The sequence below is a fragment of the Micromonospora sp. NBC_00821 genome (genome assembly GCF_036347035.1).
Classification (GTDB): Bacteria; Actinomycetota; Actinomycetes; order Mycobacteriales; family Micromonosporaceae; genus Micromonospora; species Micromonospora hortensis.
In genome coordinates, this window is record NZ_CP108880.1 from 5,437,508 (window position 1) to 5,460,301 (window position 22,794).

Here is a 22,794-nt window from a genome sequence, read left to right on the forward strand (position 1 = left end):
CCTCACTCTACTTGCATCCGGAGGATGCCCTCCGCTAGCTTAGCGGAGGCACCCCTCCGGAATCCCGGAGGCCTGCCTCCGGTTACTCTACCTCGGGACCCGCCCGATCGCCGCCTGGCCACCCGATCGCCCGGACCCCGACAGACCACCCCGTCGCAGACGACGGGCGACAAGACTTCATTCCCGTACGTAATCAGGGAGCTTTCTCTCGTGGCAGTGACCTCCCGACGCAGCTCGCGTCGGCTCACCTTCACCGTGCTCGCGGCCGGCGCCGGGTTCTTCGCGATGCTCCAGTCGCTGATCACCCCGGTGCTGCCGACCATCCAGCAGGACCTGCACACCTCCCAGAACACAGTGACCTGGGTCCTGACCGCCTACCTGCTCAGCGCGTCGATCTTCACGCCGATCCTCGGACGCGTCGGCGACATGGTCGGCAAGGAGCGGATGCTCGTCGTCTCGCTCGCCGCCCTCGCCCTCGGCTGCCTGCTGGCCGCCATCGCGCCGAACATCGGCATCCTCATCCTCGCCCGGGTCGTGCAGGGCATCGGCGGAGCGGTCTTCCCCCTGTCCTTCGGCATCATCCGCGACGAGTTCCCGGCCGCACGGGTCTCCACCGCCGTGGCCGCCATCTCGGCGATCGTCGCCGTCGGCGGTGGCCTGGGCATCGTGCTGGCCGGTCCGATCGTCAGCACGCTGGACTACCGCTGGCTGTTCTGGATCCCGATGGTCGTGGTCGGGCTGACCGCCGTGGCCGCGCACCTGTTCGTGCCCGAGTCGCCGGTCCGTACACCCGGTCGCATCGACTGGCGCGCCACACTGCTGCTCTCCGGCTGGCTTGTCGCGTTGCTGCTGCCGATCAGCCAGGGCGCCGCCTGGGGCTGGACCTCCACCCGGGTGCTCGGTCTGCTGGCACTGGCAGTGGTGCTGCTGGTCGGCTGGCTGGTCACCGAACTGCGGTCCAACAACCCGCTGATCGACATGCGGATGATGCGCCTGCCCGGCGTCTGGACCACCAACCTGGTCGCCCTGCTCTACGGCGCGTCGATGTTCTCCATGTACGCGTTCCTCCCGCAGTTCCTGCAGACCCCGACCGCCGCCGGTTACGGCTTCGGCGCGAGCATCAGCCAGGCCGGACTGCTCATGCTCCCGATGGTCAGCGCGATGTTCGTCGCCGGGGTCATCGCCGGGCGACTCCAGGCCGTCTTCAGCGCCAAGGCGCAGCTCGCCACCGGTGCCACCTTCAACGTGGCCGCCTCCGCGATGCTCGCCACCGCACACGACACCCGCTGGGAGGTCGCCATCGCCGGTGGCCTGGTCGGCCTCGGCATCGGCCTGGCCTTCGCGTCGATGGCCAACCTGATCGTCGCCAGCGTGCCGGCCAGCCAGACCGGCGTGGCGACCGGTATGAACGCCAACATCCGCACCATCGGCGGCGCGATCGGCGCGGCAGTGGTCAGCGGCGTGATCACCGCCCACCCGCAGGCCAACGGCCTGCCCCGGGAGGCCGGCTTCACCATGGGGTTTCTCGTCCTCACGGCGATCGCCCTGGCCGCCGCGCTCGCGGCCCTCGCCGTCCCGTCCGCCCGGCGGCCGTCGGCCGGTCGCCGGCCGTCCGCCGCGACGATCGTCGAGTCGGAGCTAGCCGGCGAGTTCGCCACCATGCCAGCGACCCGCTGAGGCAACGTGCAGCAGCCCGGGCGGTTCGCCGCCCGGGCTGCTGCCTGTCCGGGAGTACGCTGGCCGCTCCCCCACCCACCGACAGTCGTCTTTCAGGATGCGCCCATGTCCGAGTTGCTGACCGCCGACCGCATCGAAGAGATCGGCGCCCTCGGCTTCGAGAGCCCCGACCCGGCCACGCTCGTCGCCGAACTGGTGGGCGCCGTCGACGAGGGGCGGGTCGCGGATCCCGCCGACACCGGGTACGCCCTGCTGGTCGCGGCGGACATCCTGGAACAGGCCGGCGACCTGGCCGACGCACTCGCCCTCGCCACCCGCGCCATCGCCGAGCAGCCGGACGACAACGCGTACGCCCGAGCGGTGCGCGGCGGTCTGCTGCTGCGCCTCGACCGGACGGACGAGGGCATGGCCGAGCTGACCGCCCTGCGTCCGCTGCTGGAGACCGACCCCGCGGCCACGTACGTGGTCGACGAACTGGCCGAGTCCGACCGCAGCGACACGGCGTTGGAATGGCTCACCGGGGCACTGGACGCCATCCTGGAACGGACCCGGACCCAACAGCACGAATCCGAGGACGCCCAGGACGAGGCCGCCGCCATGATCTACGGCCTGGCCCAGCGGCGGCACAACCTGCGCGAGGAAATGGGCCTACCCCACGACGATTACGACACCCTCGCCGACCGGCTGCGCGCCGCGAGCACCCACGCGCTCGACGCCCTCGACGACGGCCCGGCGACGCTGCTGTTCTGGCCGCAAGCGGAGTTCACCGCGCTGCTGCTGCGCTGGCCCACCCTCGTCGACAGCTACCCCGCCACCTGGGACGAGCACCGCGCCCAGATCGAACGCGCCCTCGTCGACGCCTCCGGGATGGGCGGCGCCGACCTGGGCGTGGTCGTCGGCACCGTCGCCGACCTGGCTGCCTTCGCCGAACGCACCGGCAGCGACCCCACCAGCGAGGAAACCCTCGACGAGTACGCCGACAGCCTCGACGAGTCGGGCGTGACAGCCTGGCCGCCCGGCCGCAACGACACCTGCTGGTGCGGGTCCGGCGCCAAGTACAAGAAGTGCTGCCTGCCGCGCTCACGCGGCTGACCCTTCCCCGCCGGTTCGGTCCCTGCGGTTCCGGGAGGCCATGTCCCTGGAGAGCCTGATGCCTGTGAGTCATCACGATGACTCACAGGCATCACGTTCCACCACGACCGCCGGCACCCTCTTGAGCGCCGGCCACCGCACAAGCCCCGCGTATGATCGACACCCCGTTCGACCGTCCGGGCTCGACGATGGAGGCGATGGTGTGACCACACACGAGCAGAACGAGACGGTCGAGGACAGCCCGGTCGGCTGGGTCGCCAGCCACATCCGGCGCTACGTGCGGACCGACGGCGCGGATGGGGGCACCTTCCACGGCGTACCCTCGCTGCTGCTCACCACCCGCGGACGCCGATCGGGCACGCTGCGCCGCACGGCCCTGATGTACGGGCGCGACGGCGACAACTACCTGCTGGTGGCGTCCAACGGCGGCGCGGCCACGCACCCCGCCTGGTACCTGAACCTGAGCGCCGACCCGGCGGTGGAGATCCAGGTCGGCGCGGAGCGGATCACGGGCCGGGCCCGGACCGCGACCGGCGAGGAGCGCGTCCGGCTGTGGCCGGTGATGACGAAGGTCTTCCCGACGTACGCCCGCTACGCGAAGGAGACCGACCGCGAGATCCCGGTCGTCGTCATCGAGCAGACGCCTCGGGAAGAATCTCCCGCCAATTGATCTCCGTCACTGCCGGAGAGGGCTAGGGTGACTCCAGGTAAGCACCCACTCCGGCAAGGAGAACCGTCGTGCGCCGCATCATCACCACCATCGCACTACTCGGGCTGTCACTGTTCGTGGTGCTGGCGCCCACCCCGGCCAGCGCGGCAAGTGACGGCGAGGTCACGTCCGCGACCCTGGTCGCGCGCGGCGTCGCCGTGGACGTCAGCGTCGCCGTGACCTGCCAATCCGGCCTGTCCGGTGGCGTCGAGCTGATCATTCGGCAACGGTCGGGCGACAGGGTCGCGTACGCCTCCGGTTGGGGTCCTGTCCACTGCACCGGCCAGCCGCAGATCGCGACCGGGCGGGCGTGGGTGGAGGGTGGCGGCCTCGTCATCAAGCCCGGTGTGGCCCTGATCAGCGGAGGCTTCGACCTGTGCGGCGACGTGGGCTGTGGCGGACCGCGGTTCGAACAGACGTTCCGCATCACCCGCTGAACCGGCAAGTCGAGGGCTCCAGTCAGGAAAGCGGATGGCCGGAAGGTCGCCGCCATCGCCGTACGCCTTGACCTCGCTGGTCAACACCCCGTCCAGCTCGCCACCGTCGCAGGTGACCCGCGCAGGCACGCCGGTCACCCCGCCGCCTCAATGGCTGCCTCCACCTTGTCCAGGTAGTTGAACCACCCGTGGTCAGTTTCCCAGCGCTCGAACCTTGGCGATCGTCTCCTGCACATGCTGCTTGGCGGGGTCGCCACCCTGGGAAGCCTGTGCGAGCGCCTGACGGTACGAGTCGATCATGCCGACCAGCGGACCGGCGGCTACGCCTTCCAGCGCACCGGCGACGAGTGCCCGCGCCTCGGCCGCGTCCTGTGCTGCCGCTGCGGTCTTGGCCTTCGCCTCGTCCAGCTTCTGCGACGCCGCCGCCAACCTCGCGATGATCTGTGCTGCGCTCACGCGCACCTCCCCGTGGTCCACCATCGCCTCCGCCACCGCACCGGCGGAGACCACATGGGAGCGTACGAGATCGGCGCACCCAGCGCGACCATCCACTCGCTCCCGGGTCACCTCATGGACAGTGGTCACCCCAGCCAGGGGCTTCGACGGATTCTGTTCCCTGAACCCTGACTGGGACGCGTGCCGATCGAGATCTTGGACAGTTTCCGTCAGCTCGTAACGGAAACTGTCCAAGATTTGGAGTGACGCCACGAAATCGGGGCGGTTCAGCGCTCGGCGACGAACACGCCGACGCCACCGACGCCCTCGACCAAGCCCTCGACCAAGCCCTCGATCTTGAGCGCGTTGATGGCCTGACGAACGACGATGGCCGAGACGTCGTGCTGACGGCACAGCTCAGACGTCGACGGCAGTTTGTCGCCCGGCGCAAGTTCGCCGGACGTGAATTCCGGAAAGCCGAGTGGATCATGCCCGGGACCAGCCGAGCCGGGGTCGACGCGTAGGCGCGGCAGAGTTCTCGCCCTACAGCAGGCTCCCGTGGGCGGTCACGATCAGTCGCCACTCCGGTGTTCCGAGGGTTCGCAGATCCGGGGTTACGACAGGTTCGGCGCCGGGCGCGCAGACCCCGTACACCTGCGGCGCGACTGCCTCGGTGAGGAGGTGCTCGAAGTGGAACGAGCCTTCGAAGCCGAGCCAGACCACTGTGTCACCGGCGGCGCAGGCGACCCGCAGGCAGTGGGCCAGATAGCGGTGCAGGAGCGGTGGCAGCTCGTCGAAGACCAGGTCGTACTCGGTGACGCGGGCATACGGATCGTCCCGCTCAAGGGGATACGTGCGCACGTCGAGCGGCACGGTGCCACCATCGGCGAACTCCGGCACCCCGGCTGGGACGCCCGGCACGAATACGCTGACCACCGGCTGCGCGGCGAAGCGCAGACCGGATGCCAGATCGGTCATCAGCGCAGGCCGCGGACCATCAGCAGGTACGCGCAGTAGGCCATCGGCACCACCAGGAAACAGATCAGGAACCCGAGCGGCAGGTACCGCGGCGGGGTGCCGGCGACCATCGCCGGCCGCCCCCAGCGGCCCAGCACCAGGTACCCGGCGAAGAACGCCACCGCCGGCAACCCCGCGCAGATCCACGCGCCGAGGGTGAACCCGTCCACCAGACCGACCCCGGAGGCGAGCACCAGCATCAGCACGAGCACCCCGGCCGCCGCGCCGCACCCGGCGTAGACGGCGACCGCCCGCGCCAGTGGCGACCACGTCGGCAGCAGCGCCGGCCGCTGGGCCAGCAACTCCGCCTGCTGCCCGTGCCGGTCGGCCTCGTCGGCCATCCGCCGGGCCAGTTCCAACTCCACCGCCGGGTCGGCCGCCGCCGCGCGCTGCGCGGGCACCCCGCCGCCCGCCGGGCTGACCGCCGTCGGCAGCGCCAGCCGCGCCTCCCCCGCCGGCAGCTGGGGGTACGCCCCGACCCCCGCCCGCCCCGGCGCGCCGGCTGCGCCGGCGGGTTCCCCGTCCCCGGTTCCGGGCACTGTGGGAGCGCCGGCAGCGAAGGGCGGGCCGGAGCTGGAAGCGGAGGGCGGGCCGAAGCCGGCAGCGGGAGACGGACCGGAGCTGGGAGCCGAGGACGATCCGGCGCCGGACGGCGGGCCGGGCCAGGCGGCGGTCTCGCCTGGCGTCCCCGTTCCCTGTCCCGGGCCTGGGCCTGGGCCCGCACTGGGGCCCGCACTGGGGGCAGGGGATGGTTGGTCGATTCCGATGGCTCGGCCGAGCTGGTCGAGGCGCTGCCCCTGGGCGGTCAGCCGCTGCTGGAGGTAGTCGACGGCGGCGTGCAGGTCGCGGCGGCGCGCGGACTCGGCGGCGGCGTGCTGTTCCCCGGCGCGGTGCTGGGCGGAAAGTTGCCGGGCCAGCGCCGCGTACTCCTCGAAGGACACTGTCACCGCTCCCCGTCGGGGTCGTGCCCGTCGCCGACGAACGGGACGATCAGCCGGGTGCGCTGGTCGTGCCGGTCGATCAGCAGCGCCCGGTCGGGGCGGGGCGTGTAGGTCAGGTCGTGCGCTCCGAGGTGTAGGGCCAGTTCGGCGCCGGGCACGTTGAGCGCGACCAGGCAGGCGACGTCGTCGCGGTTATGGGTGCCGCCGAGGTCGTCGGCGAGTCGGCGCAGCCCCCGCCACCAGCCGAGCAGGTGCACCCCGTGCGCGGGGCCCTGGCGCAGGACGGTACGCAGGTCGTCGAGGCCGGAGCGGAACGTGCCGGGGTCGGTGGCAGCGAGGACGGGCGCGGCGGCGTCCATGCCGAACACCACAAGGTATTCGCGGCCGGTGGGTTCGGCGGCGAGCGCGGCGATCCGGTCGCGTAGCCCGGCCGCGTCGAGGCGTTGCACCGGGTGACCGGCGGCCCGCAGCAGCGTCTCGGTGTCGTCCGCGACCGGGTCGGCGGCGGTGACCAGGCAGGCCAGGTGGAAGCGGGCGTCGCCGGGGATGTGCTGGCGGGCCAGGCTGAGCGTCGCGGCGCGCAGCACATCCGCGCCGGTCGGTGCGGTGCCCACCACGGCGAGGTGCCGGCCGGGTGTGGTGTCCATCAGGAACAGTGCTGTGGTGCCGTGCACGTCGACGGTTCGGCCGACCAGGGCCATCGGGCGTCGACCACCGGGGCGCAACCCGGCGTAGGTGCTGTCGTCCTCGATCCGCGCGGCTTCGTACCCCTTGAAGACCGCTGGGGCCCGCGAGCCTGGCGGGCGGGCCTGCCACAGGTCGTGGCGCAGGGCGGCGAGGTCCGCAGTGGCGGCGTGCGCGTCGGGGAAGCGCAGCACGGTGTCGGCGCCGACCGCGCCGGCAGCGGTGTTGACGACGGCGGAGCCGATCGGCAGGGCCGCGGCGGCGTCGTTGAGCTGGTCGAGCACCCCGCCGCCGCCGGGCAGCGCCACCCGCAACGCGAACTGCCCGAAGATCGCCTCGGCCCGCCCGTAGAGGGCTTCGATGCCGGTCATGCTCTGACTGGCGAGCACCAGGTGGATGCCGTACGAGCGGCCCTTACGGGCCAACTCCTCCAGCAGGTCGACCGACTCGCGGGCCAGCGCGTCGTTGCCGGCGAGCAGCACGTGGAACTCGTCGATGACAGTCACGATGCGCGGCAGCGGATTGTCAGGGGGCAGGTCGGCGAGCTTGGTGACACCGTGCCGTTTGAGTGCGGTGGCCCGGCGCTGCGCCTCCCGGCGCAGCTCGCGCAGCACGGCGAGACCGTACTCTCGGTCGGACTCGATGCCGACGGCGCGGGCGTGCGGCAGCCAGGACGGATCCCGGCCGGTGGGCACGAACTCGGTGAAGCTGACGCCCTCCTTGAAGTCGAGCAGGTAGAGCTGCAACTCGGCCGGCGAGTAGCGGGCGGCCAACCCGTAGAGAACGTCGAGCAGGAAGACCGTCTTGCCGGCGCCGGTGCGCCCGCCCACCAGCCAGTGCGGGGTGGCGTCGTCGAAGGCGAGCGTCAGCGCGGTGCCGCCGGCCCGGCCGATCACCGTCCGCAGGCCGTTGCCGGCGGACTCAGCCCAGCGCTGCTCGGGCAGCAGGTCGGTGAAGGGCAACGCGTCGGCGCGCCGGGTGGCGGTGCCGAGGTGCTCGGCGAGGGCGCGTACCGAGGCCGGCGGCGGGTCGCCGTCGAGCAGGACGGGTGCGGCGAGCCCGCTGCCGTCGGCGCTGAACGGCGTGCCGGGCGGGTCGCCGACGTGCGCGTACCCCTGGTTGAGCCGCACCGCTGTGGTGCCGCCCAGCGGCGGCGCGGTCTCGCCGGGCAGCCGGGACGGGTGGCCGGCGAGCAGCACACACACGGCGGCGGCCGGGCCGGCGTGAGTGAGCGCGGCGAGGCGGGCCAGCTCGCGCGGCGGCGGCGCGGCGGTGGCGACCACCACCAACAGGCGACGGCCGGTGGGCTGGTCGTGCTGCGCGGCGCGGGCGTGCTGCTCGGCGGCGTCCACCAACGCGGCCACCTCGGCCTCGCTGGTGGCCGGCGGGTCGAGCACCCCGGCGTCGAGCAATGGTCGCAGCGGGCCGAAGGTGGCCCCGAGCGCGGCGGTGTCGATGCCGGCGACGCGGACCTGACCGGGCGGCGCGGTGGCGACCAGCCGCAGCACCAACGCCCGCAGCAGCCCGGCGACCTGCGGGTCCCGGGCGTCGGTGTCCACTGCGAGGTGGTGGCCGCCGCCGAGCGGGACCAGCACCGGAAAGGAGCCGTCCGCTGTGGTCGCCTCACCGATCCGCACCGCTGCCGGCTCGTCGGTCAGCGGCGTGACGCCCGGGGCGGGGGTGGCCAGGGCAGCACCGAGGCGGGCGAGGCGGGCGACCAGGTCGTCCCCGCCGACCGGGGTGACGGTGGTCGGTGCCGCCCCCAGGGCGCTGCGGGCGGTGTCCAGATGCGCGCGAGCCGCCCGGTGGGAGTTGACCGCCTGCCCGTACGCCGACGCGAGCCTGCCCACCCTCTGCCCCCAACGCCACGGCCGCCTGGTCCCAGGAACCCTAACGGACACCGGCGGCACCCGGACAGTCCTGCGAGGACGTGTCACGCCGGACCGGTCAGGCGGGGCCGCACGCCGCCGGGCCGGACGCGTCGGCCGCCCCGCAGCGGAACACCTCCACCGGCGCCCTCGCCACGTCGGGCACCTGCTCCACCCGCATCAGGGCCAGCCGCTTGTCGACCGGCTCCCCCGAGTCGGGCGTGAACCGGATCAGCCCGGCCACCCCCGGGTAGCCCTGCCCGGCGTTCTGCCGGAGCACCTCCGCGTGCACGCCCACCGGGTTGACCGAATCCGGTTCCCACCGTTGCCGGGGGTCGGCGTGGTGCAGCCGGGCGGCGAGACTCTCCACCGCCCGGACCAGCATCATCGACGCGTCGTAGGCGAGGCTGACCCGCTCGCCGACCTGCTCCTCCTCGGCACCCGGCCGGCAGCGTGGCGGGTCGAGCAGGTCGTCGGCCTGGATCCAGGCCAGGAAACTGGCCCGCGCGTCGTCGTCGCGCCGGTCCTGGGCGGCCCGCAGCGCCGCGCAGGTGGCCAGGGACGCCTTGGAGACGTACGTGACGGGCAGGTTGCCGGGCGCGGCGGCGCGTAGCCCCGGGTTGGCCATGTACCGGTTGGCCGAGTCGTCGGCGACGAGGTGTCGGGGCGGGTTGCCGCCGCACTCGCGCAGCGCCCGTAGGAAACCGTCGAACTCCGACCATCGGCCCGCGTAGAAGAGCATCCCGGCATAGCCGCACTCGTCGGTCAGCCGCTGCCCGGTGCGCCACTCGTCGAGGCGGGTGATCCGGGGGCCGAACTGTTGTCGGAGCCCGTCGACGAGGGTGCCCACGTAGAGGTCCTCGGTGAGTGTGCTGCCCTCCAGTGTGGTGTAGAAGACGTGCGCCTCGTTGACCTTCAGCACCTGCTTGGCGTACGCGTCGACAAGCTTCACCTGGTCCTTGTTCGGTGCGGAGATCTGGAGGTAGAGGCGCGAGTTGGCGTCCATCTTGTCGGCGGAGAGGGTGGGCGCCAGCACCGGCAACCCGACCTGGTTCAGTTCACGCAGCGCGCGGGCGGTGCTGGTGCGGCTCTCCACCAGCCCGACCACCCCGAGCAGCGTGGGGTCGTCCCGGGCCAGCTCGGCCAGCATCGCCACCGCCCGGTCGGCGTAGATCATCTGGCGGCCACCGTTGGCCACCACGATCCGCAGCAGCGCGGCGCCGTCGGCGCCGGCCGACTCCTTCAGCAACGCGTACTGGGCGGTGGCCATCCCTTCCAGCTCCTCCCGCTCGGAGACGTACGACTCCTCGTCCGCGCGGGTCAGATTGCCGGTCAGGGTGCCCAGGTAGACCAGGGTGAGGAAGGGACGGCGCTGGTCGCTGCGCTGCCAGACCTCCTCGGCGGCGCGGTTCTGCGCGAAGATGCGCCGCTGGACGGTCCGCAGCCCCTCCTGGCCGGGGTCGTTGTTGAACACCTGCGCGGCGCTGTCGCTGTAGCCGACACACTCGCCCTTGCCGACCACCTCGACCGAGATCCGGCCGCCGGTGAGCGACGGGTGGCAGCCCGGCCCCCACCGGCTGCCCACCCACACGCCCAGCGCCGCCACCAACAGCAGGCAGAGAGCCGCCGGCAGGAAGCGCCGTGACCACCAGGGCGGGTCGGGCGCGGAGAAGGGCCGCACTCCGGCGCGGGAGGGTGGGCCGCTGTCGGTGTCGTCGGGGCGCAGCGCCACGAGCCAGGCGGCCGGGCGGCGCAGGCGGCGCATCTCCGGCAGCGCGTCGACCCACTCGTCGAACGCCTCGTCGGCCTCGGTCAACGGGTGCGGCTCGGGCAGTTCCGGTGGGGGCTGCCCGCCGGACGCGATGACGAGCAGTGGGTCGTTGCGGCCGGTCTCGGTACGGACGTCGCCGATCAGGCGGACCAGCTCCCCGCCGACGTTGCCGGGGGCGACGTTGTCGATCAGCAGAGCCGGGTACGCGGTGCGCCGCCAGTCCGACGGGCGCCACGGCCGACGCCGGTACGCCTGCCGCAGGTCCTCCAGGAACGCGTGCAGCAGCAGTTTGTTGACCTGGTCGGGTTGCTCCCCGTCGCGCCAGCCCGCGGTGAGGCGCTCGGCGAAGCCGAGGAAGGTGACCGACTGCCGGGGCGCCAGGTACTGCTGGCGCATGAACCAGTTGTAGTGCCGCCCGAGCACCGGCACCCGACCGGAGACGGCAGCCCGGAAGACCACCCCCGGCACGGCCCGACGGACCAGCCAGAGCAGCACCTGGGAGACGATGCTGACCGCGTCGCCGCCGGAGGGCAACGCCTCCGGCGTGCGCGGGCCCCTGCGGTCGCGCAGGCGGCGGACCAGGGCGGCGCGGCTGTCGTCGGCGTCGATGCCCAGGCTGAGGCTCTGCTGCATCAGCCATTCGGCGAGCGGATAGTGCCGGAAGCGCAGCCGGGCGGCGCCGAAGGCCTCCAGGGAGAGCTGCCGGTGCAGCTCGCGCAGCAGCGCCGGCACGTCCCCGGCGCCGGGTGGCGCGTCGGCGTCCAGCACGGCATGCGGAACCCGCCGCCGGGGGCCCTGGCCGAGGAACCGGCGCAGCGGCACCATCAGATCCGCTGTGTCGGAGCGGACCAGCCACAGCAGCGGCAGCCGACGGTCACCGCGACGGGGTCGCCGCAGCAGCCGGGCGAGCAGCGCGAACAACTCCAAGCCGCCGGCCGGCAGCCGTTCCCGGCCCGCCGTGGACTGCCGTTGGCCGATCAACTCTCGCTTGGGCAACTCCGAGCGCCGCACGTGTCACCTCCGATCAACACAGTGTGACCTTGCGGTGCAAGGCACGCCAGAGCGCGACGATCGCCGATGGGTGTGGCGGGCCGGCGACGTTCACAGTTGTCGATTAGGTTGACCTGGCGAACACCCGATGGAGGGAGTCCACCCCGTGCGACGAGTCCTCACGGCGGCCACCACCGCCCTGACCCTCACCACCGCCGGCACCATGCTCGCCGGCACCCCCGGCCAGGCCGCCCCGACGGGCTGGGGCCGTCCCGTCGTCTCGGCAGCGCCGCAACCCGGCGCGCCCGGACTGGGCGACAGTTACTTCCCCGACTACGGCAACGGCGGCTACGACGTCGAGCACTACGACGTCCGGCTGCGCTACGAACCGGCCACCGACCTGCTCACCGGCACCACCACCATCCTCGCCACCGCCACTGCGGACCTGTCGACGTTCAACCTGGACTTCCTGCTCGACGTCGAGTCGGTCCGGGTCAACGGTTGGGCGGCGAGCACCAGCACCGCTGGTGCGCACGAGTTGGTGGTCACCCCGGCCCGCACCGTTACCCGGGGCCAGCAGCTCACCATCGTCGTGCGCTACTCCGGTATCCCGTCGGAGGCCCTGGTCAACGGCTACACCGGCTGGACGCGCACCGACGACGGCGCCCTCGCCGTCAACGAGCCCGAGTCGGCATGGTGGTGGTTCCCGAGCAACGACCACCCGCTGGACAAGGCCACCTACGACATCTCGGTGTCGGTGCCCACCGGCGTCGAGGTGATCAGCAACGGCGTGCAGCCGAGGCCGCCGCTGGCCGAGGCCGGCAACCGCACCCGGTGGATCTGGCGGACCACCTCCCCCACCGCCACCTACCTGGCGTTCATGGCCATCGGGCAGTACGACATCGTCACCGACACCGCCCCGAGCGGCCAGCCGGTGATCAACGCGTACAGCACCTCGCTGGGCGCCCTCGGGCCGGCCGCGCGGGCCAGCATCGAGCGGACCGCCGAGATCGTCGACTGGGAGAGCGGGATCTTCGGCCCGTACCCGTTCGAGGCGCAGGGCGGCGTGGCCGGGCCGGTCGACGGCATCAGCTTCGCCCTGGAGACGCAGACCCGCCCGGTGTACGGGCCGGGCTTCTGGCGACGCGGCGCCAACACCTACGTGGTGACGCACGAGCTGGCCCACCAGTGGTTCGGCGACTCGGTCTCGGTGGCCGACTGGCGCAACATCTGGCTCAACGAGGGCTTCGCCTCGTACGCCGAGTGGCTCTGGTCGGAGGAGCAGGGCGAGGGCACCGCGCAGGAGGTCTTCGACTTCACCTACGCCAGCTACCCGGCCGACGACGGGTTCTGGCAGGTGCTGCCCGGCGACCCGGGCGCCGCCCGGGTCTTCGACAACGCCGTCTACGACCGGGGCGCGATGACCCTGCACCAGCTGCGGCTGGCCGTCGGCGACGACGCGTTCTTCGAGATCCTGCCGACCTGGACCGCCGAGCGCCGCTACGGCAACGGCACCATCGAGCAGTTCCAGGCCCTGGCCGAGCGGATCTCCGGGCTGGACCTGGACGACCTGTTCACCACCTGGCTGTTCACCGCCGGCCGACCCGATGTGGCCAGCGCCGCCCGTAAGGCCGCCCCGCCGGCGGAGCCCAAGTCCTGGGCCAAGATCCGCGAGTCGCACCACCTGATGTCGCACTAGTATCCCACGCCGGCCGGAGGCGCCCGCCCTGCAGGCGGGGGTCTCCGGCCGCGAGGTGCAGCCGCCTACCGGGACGCGCTCACTGCACCGCTGGGGCGCCTGTCGCCGCCGCCGTGCTCGCCTCGATGGCGCGGATGTGCCGGTACGCGAACCAGAGCGGCGGGAACGCCCCGACCGCGAAGGACAGGTCGATGAGCGTCCAGAACCAGGGGATGTCCCGGATCGGGCCGCAGATCAGCGCCAGCGGGATGATGCCCGCGCAGGCGATCATGCCGACCTGCACCACCCAGACGTTGCGCACCGGGTCGCGCAGCGGCCCCCAGAAGGCCACCGCCAACACCAGGTGGGCGAAGGCCAACCAGTCGGTGCCGTAGAGCAGGAACGGGTAGTCCTCGCCGGCCGTCACGAGCCCGGTGTGCACCCGCTCGATCCAGGCGACCAGCGCGGGCAGTTGGCCGGCGAGCGGATCCAGTACGCGCAGCAGCCAGCGCACCTCGATCTCCAGCGGAAACGCGGTGACACCACTCAGGAAGAGCCCGATCAGCACGATCCACAGCCATCGGCGGGTTCGCCGTAGCCGCTCCTCAATGTCCATGATCGCAGCGTAACGATGATCTTCAGGTCGCCCTGGCCGCCGGGGGGTGACCGCCGTCTCAGCGGTTCGCCACCGGCCCGGCGGTGACCAACTCCCGGAGCCGGACCCCGCCCGACCGCACCGCCGCGGCTTCGGCGGGCCCGATGACGCAGACCGCACCGGCGGGTCGGACGATTCGGGCGGCCCGGAACGCCGCTCGTCGTACCGGGTGGCGGGGTCGCGGGACGACAAGCGCGAGGGTCGCCGTGCGGCCGCGCTGCCGGTCCAGGGCGACGCCCGCCGCCGTCGTGGCGATCGCCGCCGCAGCTCCGGCGAGGACGAGCGTCTGCCGAGGCCCGGCGTGTTCGGCGAGCCAGCCGAGTAGCGGGGCGCCGACCGCGGCGGAGACCGAGCCGGTGACCGCCAGGGCGGCGAGCACCCGGCCCCGCATCGCGCCGTCGGTGTCGAGCTGGGCGCGGGTGCCGACGGTGGTGTCGATGACCACCGCGGCGGCGGCGATCGGCAGGATCACCGCGGCGAAGCTCCAGGTGCCCGGTGCGAGGCCGGCGACGATCTGCAACCCGCTGGCGAACAGGCCCGCGACGACGAGCGTCCGGTAGCCCAGGGAACGTCGCCGGGCCGCGACGAGCGCGCCCACCACAGTGCCGACCGCGAACACCGTCGACAGCAGGCCGTACCCGGAGGCGCCGGCGTTCAGCGGCCCGTCGCTCATCGCGGCCATCGTCACCTGGTAGTTGCGGCCCAGGCTGCCGAGCACGAACGACAGGGCGAGCGCGAGGAGCAGCACCGGCTGCCCACGCAGGTAGGCGAACCCGGCCCGGACACCGCCCCGGGCCCGGCCGGCGTCCGGGACCGGAAGGCCGGGCACGGCTCCCGGGCGTACGGCGAACAGCGCCACCACCACGGCGGCGAAGCTGGCCGCGTTGATGCCGAACAGCAGGGCGGGTCCGATGGCGGCCACCACCACGGCGCCGAGGCTCATGCCGAGGATGCGGCCGGCGGAGTTGGTGAGCGAGCCGAGCGCCAGCGCGTTGCCCAGCGTCTCCCGGTCGACGAGGCTGGCGGCCCAGCGCCCCATCACCGGCCCTTCGATGGCCGAGACGGCACCGGTGGCCAGCGAGATCGCGAAGATCAGCGGCAGGCCGCCGACCCCGGTCAGGGCGACCGCCGCCAGTCCGGCGGCGAGCACCGCGTGGGCGCCCTGCGCGGCGATCAGCAAAGGGCGGGCGGGCAGCCGGTCGGCCAGCACGCCACCCCAGACGCTGAGCAGCAGCGTGGGCGCCGCCTGGAGCAGCACGGCGAAGCCCATGGACGTCGCCGAGCCGGTTTCCTTCAGGACGTACCAGTTGACCCCGAGGACCTGCATCCAGGTGCCGATGACGGAGACGAAGCCGGCGAGCGCCCAGATCCGGTAGTTGCGGTGGCGCAACGCGGCGAAGGTGGCACCTCTGGCCACGACGAACCTCCAGCGATCGGCAGCATGATCATTCACACCGATCGCGGCGCGGTTCGGCAGCCGGCAAGTCTTGCCGGCTTAAACCTTTTTGCCCACATTTGTGAGCGGCTTCACCACCGGGAATGTCCGGCCGGTGCGGCGGCGGACCTACCGCACCGACCGGACGCCCGCACCTCAGCGAGCGGCGAGAGCCTGCGTTGCCGGGCCCACCGGGGCTGGCAACGCACCAACACCGCCCAGATAGCCGTGGATGGCGGCGGCGACCGCCCGTCCCTCGGCGATCGCCCAGACGATCAACGAGGCGCCCCGGTGCATGTCACCGGCCACGAACACCCCGTCGGCGTCGGTCTGCCAGTCGTCGCGGGCATCGATGGCGCCCCGAGGGTTGCGCTCCACGCCGAACTGGGCCAGCAACGGCTGCGGCTCCGTGCCCTCGAAACCGATCGCCAGCAACACCAGATCGGCAGGCAACTCCCGCTCCGACCCCGGCACCACTGTGACGACCCGCCGGCCGTCGCGCTTCTCCACCGTCACCTCGGCGATCCGCACCGCCCGCACCTGGCCGGTGCCGTCGTCCACGAACTCCTGCACCGCCACGGCGAAGACCCGCTCGCCACCCTCCTCGTGCGCCGGGTAGCTGCGCAGCACCCACGGCCAGGTCGGCCACGGATCCCGTGCCTCGTCACGCTCCTGCGGCGGCTGCGGGTACAGGTCGAGCTGGTGCACGCCCGCGGCACCCTGGCGGTGCGCGACGCCGAGACAGTCGGCCGCCGTGTCACCGCCACCGATGATCACCACGTGCTTGCCGGCCGCGTCGATCGGGGTGCCGTCCGGCAGCACCGCCCGCGCCAGCCGACGCTCGGCGGTGGCCACCACGCCGGCCTGGTCGGTGGCCGCCGTGGCGACCGCGTGATTCGCCGCGACCAGGTGCGCCATCGCCTGGTGTACGCCCCGAAGCGCCCGCCCCGGGGTCTCCGGCGTGTCCCGGCCCTGCAACGCCCCACAGGCCAGCAGCACCGCGTCGTGCTCGGCGCGCAACTGCTCGGCGGTCACGTCCACCCCGACGTTCACGCCGGTGCGGAAGCGCACCCCCTCGGCGGTGAGCTGGGCCAGCCGCGCATCGATGTGCCGCTTCTCCAACTTGAAGTCGGGAATGCCGTACCGGAGCAGGCCACCGATCGCGTCGTCGCGTTCGTACACCGTCACCGCGTGACCGGCGCGGGCCAACTGCTGGGCGGCGGCGAGGCCGGCGGGCCCGGAGCCGACGACGGCGACCGACCGGCCCGACGGCGCCGGCACCGGACGGGGGGTGAACCCGCGCGCCGCGGCGGCGTCGGCGATCTCCACCTCGACCTGCTTGATGGTCACCGGTTGACCGCCGGAGATGCCGAGCACGCAGGCCGCCTCGCAGGGCGCCGGGCAGAGCCGGCCGGTGAACTCCGGGAAGTTGTTCGTGGCGTGCAGCGACTCCACGGCGGCGTCCCAGTTGCCGGTACGCACCAGGTCGTTCCAGTCCGGGATGCGGTTGCCCAGCGGGCAGCCGTCGTGGCAGAACGGGATGCCGCAGTCCATGCATCGGGTGGCCTGCTCACGGACCAACTCCTCGCCGGCCGGCGGGTACACCTCCCGCCAGTCGCTGATCCGCACCGGCACCGGGCGGCGGGCCGGCAGCCGCCGGTCGTAGCGCAGGAAACCGTTCGGGTCAGGCACGTGCCACCTCCTGGGCAGCCACCCGCGGGGCGGGCGGCACCGGCATCGCCGGCACAGCGGGCGCGGTCAGTTCTGTCATGACCGCGTCGTCGACGTCGCGGCCGGCTGCTTCGGCGGCCCGCATGATCTCCAGCACCCGGCGATAGTCGCGGGGCACCACAGCGGTGAACTCGGCCACCGCCTCCGGCCACCGCTTGAGCAGCTCCTCGGCGACCGCCGACCCGGTCTCGGCCACGTGCCGTTGGATCAGCTCGTGCAGCAGCGACTGCTCCTGCTCGCCGAGCGGCAACAGGTCGACCAGCTCCGCGTTGACCCGGGCCCGATCCAGGTGGTGCACGAACGCCGTGCCGCCGGACATGCCCGCCGCGAAGTTCCGGCCGGTCGCGCCCAGCACCACCACGGTGCCGCCGGTCATGTACTCGCAGCCGTGGTCTCCGACGCCCTCGACCACCGCGATAGCGCCGGAGTTGCGCACCGCGAACCGCTCCCCCACCCGGCCGCGCAGGAAGACCTCGCCCGCCGTGGCCCCGTACAGGATGGTGTTGCCGGCGATGATCTGATCCTCGGCCCGCTGCCCCGGCGCGGCGTCCGGGTCGAGGAACGGCGCGGCGGCGTCCGGACGGACGACGAGCCGACCCCCGGAGAGGCCCTTGCCCACGTAGTCGTTGGCGTCGCCGTGCAGGCGCAGGGTCACCCCGCGCGGCAGGAACGCGCCGAAGGACTGCCCAGCCGTGCCGTGCAGCACGAACTCGATGGTGTCCTCGGGCAGGCCGGCACCGCCGAAGCGACGGGTCACCTCACCGCCGAGCATCGCGCCGACGCTGCGGTGCTCGTTGCGCACCGCCACCTCGACGCGCACCGGCGCCCCGTCCGTCAGAGCCGGACGGGCCAGCGCGATCAGCTCGTTGTCGAGCGCCTGATCCAGGCCGTGATCCTGCGCGCGGACCCCGCGTCGGGCCGCGCCGGCCGGCAGCTCCGGCAGGTGCAGGACGGGCGCCAGGTCCAAACCGTGCGCCTTCCAGTGCGTCAGCGCCGGGGCCACGTCGAGCACCTCGGACTGCCCGATCGCCTCCTCGATCGACCGGAAACCCAGCTCGGCCAGGTACCCCCGGACCTCCTCGGCGAGGAAGAGGAAGAAGTTCTCCACGAACTCCGGCTTGCCGGTGAAGCGCTCCCGCAGCACCGGATTCTGCGTGGCGATGCCGACCGGGCAGGTATCCAGGTGGCAGACCCGCATCATCACGCAGCCCTCGACGATCAGCGGCGCGGTCGCGAAGCCGAACTCCTCCGCGCCGAGCAGCGCCGCGATCAGCACGTCCCGGCCGGTCTTGAGCTGGCCGTCGACCTGCACGGTGACCCGGTCGCGCAGCTTGTTGAGCAACAGCGTCTGCTGCGCCTCGGCCAACCCCAGCTCCCACGGGGTGCCGGCGTGCTTGAGCGAGTTCATCGGAGAGGCGCCCGTGCCGCCGTCGTGCCCGGAGATCAGGATGACGTCCGCCTTGAGCTTCGCCACCCCGGCGGCGACGGTGCCGACGCCGACCTCACTGACCAGCTTGACGTGCACCCGGGCCGCCGGGTTGACGCACTTCAGGTCGTGCACGAGCTGGGCGAGGTCCTCGATGGAGTAGATGTCGTGGTGCGGCGGCGGCGAGATCAGACCCACGCCGGGGGTGGCGTGCCGGGTCCTGGCGATCCACGGCCACACCTTGTTGCCGGGCAGCTGACCGCCCTCGCCCGGCTTGGCGCCCTGGGCCATCTTGATCTGGAGGTCGTCGGCGTTGACCAGGTATTCGCTAGTCACACCGAAGCGGCCGCTGGCGATCTGCTTGACCGCCGAACGCCGGGCCGGGTCGTGCAGCCGCTCGACGTCCTCCCCGCCCTCGCCGGTGTTGGACTTGCCGCCGAGCCGGTTCATGGCGATGGCGAGCGTCTCGTGCGCCTCCGCCGAGATCGACCCGTACGACATGGCGCCGGTGGCGAACCGCTTGACGATCTCGGTGGCCGGCTCGACCTCCTCGATCGGCACCGCCGGACGGACCCCGGTGCGCAGTGTGAACAACCCGCGCAGCGAGCCGGCCTGCGCGGCGAGCGCGTCGACCTTCGCGGTGTACTGCCGGAAGACGTCGTACTGCCGGCTGCGAGTGGCGTGCTGCAGCAGGAAGACCGTCTCCGGGTTGAACAGGTGCAGCTCACCCTCGCGGCGCCACTGGTACTCGCCACCGACCTCCAACCGGTCGGAGGTGGCGGTGCCGGCCGGCGGCCAGGCCAACGCGTGCCGCGCGGCCACCTCGGTGTGCACGCCCGCGAGACCCACCCCGCCGATGCGGCTGGGGGTGCCCCGGAAGTAGCGCTCGACCAGCCGGCTGTCCAGGCCGACCGCCTCGAAGACCTGCGCACCGCAGTACGAGGAGACCGTCGAGATGCCCATCTTGGACATGATCTTCAGGACGCCCTTGCCGAGCGCCTTCGCGTAGTTGCGCACCGCGGCGGCGGGCTCCACCCCGGCCAGTGTGCCGGTGGCGATCATGTCCTCGACCGACTCGAACGCCAGGTACGGGTTGACCGCCGCAGCGCCGTAGCCGATCAGCACCGCCGCGTGGTGCACCTCCCGGCAGTCCCCGGACTCGACGATCAGCGCCGCCCGCGTACGGGTCTGCTCGCGGACCAGGTGCTGGTGCACGGCGGCGGTGAGCAGCAGCGACGGGATCGGCGCCAGGTCGGCGTTGGAGTCCCGGTCGGAGAGCACCAGGATGCGCACGCCGTCCTCGATCGCCTCGGAGACGTGCCGGCAGATCTCGGTCAGCCGCGCCTTGATCCCGGCGGCGCCCTCCCGGATCCGGTACAGCCCGGAGACCCGGACCGCCTTGAAGCCGGGCAGGTCGCCGTCCTCGTCGATGGAGAGGATCTTCGCCAGCTCGTCGTTGTCGATGATCGGGTGCGGGAGCACGATCTGCCGGCAGCTCGCGGCGCCCGGGTCGAGCAGGTTGCCCTCCGGCCCGATCGTCGACGCCAGGCTGGTCACCAACTCCTCGCGGATGGCGTCCAGCGGCGGGTTCGTGACCTGGGCGAAGAGCTGGTGAAAGTAGTCGTAGAGCAGCCGCGGCCGGGTGGACAGCGGCGCGATCGGGGTGTCCGTACCCATCGAACCGAGCGGTTCGGCGCCGGTGCGGGCCATCGGCCCGAGCAGGATCTTCAGCTCTTCCACCGTGTAGCCGAAGGTCTGCTGCCGGCGGCGTACCGAGTCGTGGGTATAGACGGTGTGCTCGCGGGCCGGCAGGTCGTCCAGCTCGATCAGCCCGGCGTGCAGCCACTCGCCGTACGGCTGGGCGGCGGCCAACTCGGACTTGATCTCCTCGTCGTGCACGATCCGCCCGGCCACTGTGTCGACCAGGAACATCCGGCCTGGCTGGAGGCGCCCCTTGGCGACCACGTGGGCCGGGTCGAGGTCGAGGACGCCCGCCTCGGAGCCGAGCACCACGAGCCCGTCGTCGGTCTGCCACCAGCGCCCGGGGCGCAGCCCGTTGCGGTCCAGCACCGCGCCGACGATCTCGCCGTCGGTGAAGGCCACCGACGCCGGACCGTCCCACGGCTCCATCAGGCTGGCGTGGAAGCGGTAGAACGCGCGCTTGGCCGGGTCCATCCCCGGGTCGTTCTCCCAGGCCTCGGGGATCATCATGAGCACCGCGTGCGGCAGGCTCCGCCCGGCCAGGTGCAGCAACTCCAGGACCTCGTCGAAGTTCGCCGAGTCGGAGGCGGCCGGGGTGCAGACCGGGAAGACCCGCCGGATGTTGCCCGGCACGTTCGGCGAGCGCAGGAGCGCCTCGCGGGCCTGCATCCAGTTGCGGTTGCCCCGGATCGTGTTGATCTCGCCGTTGTGGGCGATGAACCGGTACGGGTGCGCCAGCGGCCAGGACGGGAAGGTGTTCGTGGAGAAGCGGGAGTGCACCAGCGCGATCGCGCTGTCCACCCGCTCGTCGCGCAGGTCCGGGTAGAACGCCGGCAACTGGTCAGGCGTGAGCATGCCCTTGTAGACCATGGTGCGGCTGGACAGCGACGGGAAGTACGCCGGGACGCCGCGCTCGGCGGTCTCCCGTTCGGCCTGCTTGCGCAGGCAGAACGCCACCCGGTCCAGCTCGATGCCGCGCAGCGGGGAGCCGGCGGGCCCGTCGGGCGTGTCGGTGAGCCGGTGCGCGGCCAGGAAGAGCTGCCGAACCCGGGGCATCGCCGCCAGGGCCGTCTCGCCCAGGTCACTCGGGTCGATCGGCACGTCCCGCCAGCCGAGCAGGTCGGCGCCCTCGACCACCGCGTACTTCTCCACCACCCGGCGGGCACGCGCCTCGGCGGCATCGTCGTCGGGAAGGAAGACCAGCCCCGTGGCGTACTCGCCAGCCGGGGGAAGCGCGACGTCAGCCACCGCGCGCAGGAACGCGTCGGGCACCTGGATCATGATGCCGGCGCCGTCGCCGGTGTTCGGCTCCGCGCCACGGGCGCCCCGGTGGTCCAGCCGACAGAGCGCGCCGAGCCCGTTGGCGACGACCGAGTGTGAACGCCGGCCGTGCAGGTCCGCCACGAAGGCCACGCCGCAGGCGTCGTGCTCCTGCGCTGGGTCGTAGAGGCCCTGGGCGGACGGACGGGGGTGGGGCGTCGGGGACGCCTGCGGGCTGTGCGGATGCGGCTGTTCTGTGTCCGCGTACGGCTGAGCCACCGGGCCTCCTGTCGTCACTCAGGTTGGATCATGGTGGGGACGACGTCGGCCCGTGGGTCTATTGAGTCTACGTTAGGGCCGGGGCCGCACGGCCACCCGAGATTGATCACACCGTCCACTGGCTGGGACGTGTAGTCTCGCGCGGTGGATCCGCGACACAAGAACGTCTTCGACCGGTTGGAACGCTTCTACGACGCGGTGCCCCGCGACGTCTCCGGTGCGGAGGATCATGGCGGGCTGGTGCTGTTCGTCCGCGAAGGCGCCGGCTGGCCGTTCTACGCCCGCCCCCGGATCGACGCCACCGAGCCGCCGTCGCTGGCCGACGTGACCTCGGTCCGCGAGCGCCAGCGGAAGCTGGGCCTGCCAGAAGCCTTCGAATGGGTGCACGAGACGGCCCCCGAGCTGCTGGCGGTGGCCCGCTCGGCGGGGCTCAGCGTGCTGGAGGCACCGCTGATGGTGCTCGACCCGAGCGCGCTGCCCGACCCGGCGACGCTGTCCGACGCGGCGGTGCGGGTGCTGGCGGCCGACTCCCCCGGCTTCGCCGCCGACGTCGCCGCACGGCGTGCGGTGGCAGCGGTCGCGTTCGCCGCCGCCGGCACCGCCCCCGGTGACGCCGGCCCGGCCGAACGCGACGCGGCCGTCACCGAACTCGAACTGGCCGCGCTCGACGAGGAGCGCGTCCGGATCGCCGACGGCCGACGGATCTCCGCACTGGCCGGCACGCCGACCGAGGGCGCGCTGGCCAGCGGCATGGCGATGCGGGTGGACGACGTCGCGGAGATCGCCGGGGTGGCCACCCTGCCGTCCGCCCGACGACGCGGGCTGGGCGCCGCGCTCACCGCCACCCTGGCCCGGGAACTGCTGGCGGCCGGCACCGAGCTGGTCTTCCTCTCCGCGGGCAGCGAGGAGATCGCGCGGGTCTACCTGCGGGTCGGCTTCCGCCGGATCGGCACCGCCTGCATCGCCGAACCCGCCGCCCTCATCCCCTGACCTGGCTCGCTGCGCTGA

At 72.7% G+C, this 22,794-nt stretch carries 15 protein-coding genes and 1 pseudogene; 6 read left to right on the forward strand and 10 right to left on the reverse strand.

Going from position 1 to position 22,794, the window contains the following annotated elements:
• Nucleotides 1-210: 210 nt before the first annotated feature.
• The 4 genes from OHB44_RS24670 (at nucleotide 211) to OHB44_RS24685 (ending at nucleotide 3,915) form a co-directional block, all read left to right on the forward strand.
• Entirely contained in the window at nucleotides 211-1,677 is a 1,467-nt protein-coding gene (locus OHB44_RS24670; RefSeq protein WP_238686042.1) for an MFS transporter, read from the forward strand.
• Between the two features lie 105 nt (nucleotides 1,678-1,782).
• Nucleotides 1,783-2,769: an SEC-C metal-binding domain-containing protein gene (locus OHB44_RS24675; RefSeq protein ID WP_266304913.1), complete on the forward strand. Its 987-nt coding sequence runs from the start codon at nucleotides 1,783-1,785 to the stop codon at nucleotides 2,767-2,769.
• A gap of 202 nt (nucleotides 2,770-2,971) precedes the next feature.
• On the forward strand, nucleotides 2,972-3,439 hold the full coding sequence (locus OHB44_RS24680) for a nitroreductase family deazaflavin-dependent oxidoreductase (RefSeq protein WP_266304912.1): 468 nt from the start codon (nucleotides 2,972-2,974) through the stop codon (nucleotides 3,437-3,439).
• Nucleotides 3,440-3,507: 68 nt separating this feature from the next.
• Nucleotides 3,508-3,915, forward strand: coding sequence for a hypothetical protein (locus OHB44_RS24685; RefSeq protein WP_238686039.1), 408 nt, complete (start codon nucleotides 3,508-3,510; stop codon nucleotides 3,913-3,915).
• A gap of 192 nt (nucleotides 3,916-4,107) precedes the next feature.
• Here OHB44_RS24685 and OHB44_RS24690 read toward each other — a convergent pair whose 3' ends face one another.
• From OHB44_RS24690 to OHB44_RS24715, 6 genes and pseudogenes are all read right to left on the reverse strand, one after another.
• The gene (locus OHB44_RS24690; RefSeq protein ID WP_030489032.1) at nucleotides 4,108-4,371 is read right to left on the reverse strand and encodes a DUF6244 family protein; all 264 of its coding nucleotides are present in this window, start codon (nucleotides 4,369-4,371) and stop codon (nucleotides 4,108-4,110) included.
• A 266-nt stretch (nucleotides 4,372-4,637) separates the two neighbouring features.
• Nucleotides 4,638-4,811, reverse strand: a pseudogene (locus OHB44_RS24695) (GntR family transcriptional regulator); the annotation flags it as partial.
• A gap of 82 nt (nucleotides 4,812-4,893) precedes the next feature.
• Nucleotides 4,894-5,328, reverse strand: a complete 435-nt coding sequence (locus OHB44_RS24700) for a hypothetical protein (RefSeq protein ID WP_330438419.1) — start codon at nucleotides 5,326-5,328, stop codon at nucleotides 4,894-4,896.
• A complete protein-coding gene (locus tag OHB44_RS24705) occupies nucleotides 5,328-6,314 on the reverse strand; it encodes a hypothetical protein (RefSeq protein WP_330438420.1) in 987 nt (328 codons plus the stop codon). The genes OHB44_RS24700 and OHB44_RS24705 overlap by 1 nt, the downstream gene beginning before the upstream one ends.
• Nucleotides 6,311-8,842: an FtsK/SpoIIIE domain-containing protein gene (locus OHB44_RS24710; RefSeq protein WP_330438421.1), complete on the reverse strand. Its 2,532-nt coding sequence runs from the start codon at nucleotides 8,840-8,842 to the stop codon at nucleotides 6,311-6,313. Before OHB44_RS24710 ends, OHB44_RS24705 begins: the two co-directional genes overlap by 4 nt.
• Before the next feature lie 97 nt (nucleotides 8,843-8,939).
• On the reverse strand, nucleotides 8,940-11,642 hold the full coding sequence (locus OHB44_RS24715) for a hypothetical protein (RefSeq protein ID WP_330438422.1): 2,703 nt from the start codon (nucleotides 11,640-11,642) through the stop codon (nucleotides 8,940-8,942).
• 145 nt (nucleotides 11,643-11,787) lie between these two features.
• On the opposite strand from OHB44_RS24715, the gene OHB44_RS24720 reads away from it, so the two are divergent.
• Nucleotides 11,788-13,320 (forward strand): M1 family metallopeptidase, encoded by a 1,533-nt coding sequence (locus OHB44_RS24720; protein WP_330438424.1) that lies wholly within the window; start codon nucleotides 11,788-11,790, stop codon nucleotides 13,318-13,320.
• Between the two features lie 79 nt (nucleotides 13,321-13,399).
• Here the strand turns inward: OHB44_RS24720 and OHB44_RS24725 are convergent, their stop codons facing one another.
• The 4 genes from OHB44_RS24725 to gltB form a co-directional block, all read right to left on the reverse strand.
• Nucleotides 13,400-13,915, reverse strand: a complete 516-nt coding sequence (locus tag OHB44_RS24725) for a hypothetical protein (protein WP_266304908.1) — start codon at nucleotides 13,913-13,915, stop codon at nucleotides 13,400-13,402.
• Nucleotides 13,916-13,973: 58 nt separating this feature from the next.
• Nucleotides 13,974-15,371, reverse strand: coding sequence for an MFS transporter (locus OHB44_RS24730; protein ID WP_238686033.1), 1,398 nt, complete (start codon nucleotides 15,369-15,371; stop codon nucleotides 13,974-13,976).
• Nucleotides 15,372-15,545: 174 nt separating this feature from the next.
• Nucleotides 15,546-17,081: a glutamate synthase subunit beta gene (locus tag OHB44_RS24735; protein ID WP_330438425.1), complete on the reverse strand. Its 1,536-nt coding sequence runs from the start codon at nucleotides 17,079-17,081 to the stop codon at nucleotides 15,546-15,548.
• Nucleotides 17,074-21,786: a glutamate synthase large subunit gene (gene gltB, locus OHB44_RS24740; protein WP_330438426.1), complete on the reverse strand. Its 4,713-nt coding sequence runs from the start codon at nucleotides 21,784-21,786 to the stop codon at nucleotides 17,074-17,076. The genes OHB44_RS24735 and gltB overlap by 8 nt, the downstream gene beginning before the upstream one ends.
• A 144-nt stretch (nucleotides 21,787-21,930) precedes the next feature.
• On the opposite strand from gltB, the gene OHB44_RS24745 reads away from it, so the two are divergent.
• A complete protein-coding gene (locus OHB44_RS24745; protein ID WP_266304905.1) occupies nucleotides 21,931-22,776 on the forward strand; it encodes a GNAT family N-acetyltransferase in 846 nt (281 codons plus the stop codon).
• The last annotated feature ends 18 nt before the right edge of the window (nucleotides 22,777-22,794 follow it).

What these genes read in the sequence shown, in the direction of transcription:
- OHB44_RS24700 (WP_330438419.1), bottom strand. Translation starts at nt 5,328, where the DNA reads ATGACCGATCTGGCATCCGGTCTGCGCTTCGCCGCGCAGCCGGTGGTC.
- OHB44_RS24725 (WP_266304908.1), bottom strand. Translation starts at nt 13,915, where the DNA reads ATGGACATTGAGGAGCGGCTACGGCGAACCCGCCGATGGCTGTGGATC.
- OHB44_RS24675 (WP_266304913.1), top strand. Translation starts at nt 1,783, where the DNA reads ATGTCCGAGTTGCTGACCGCCGACCGCATCGAAGAGATCGGCGCCCTC.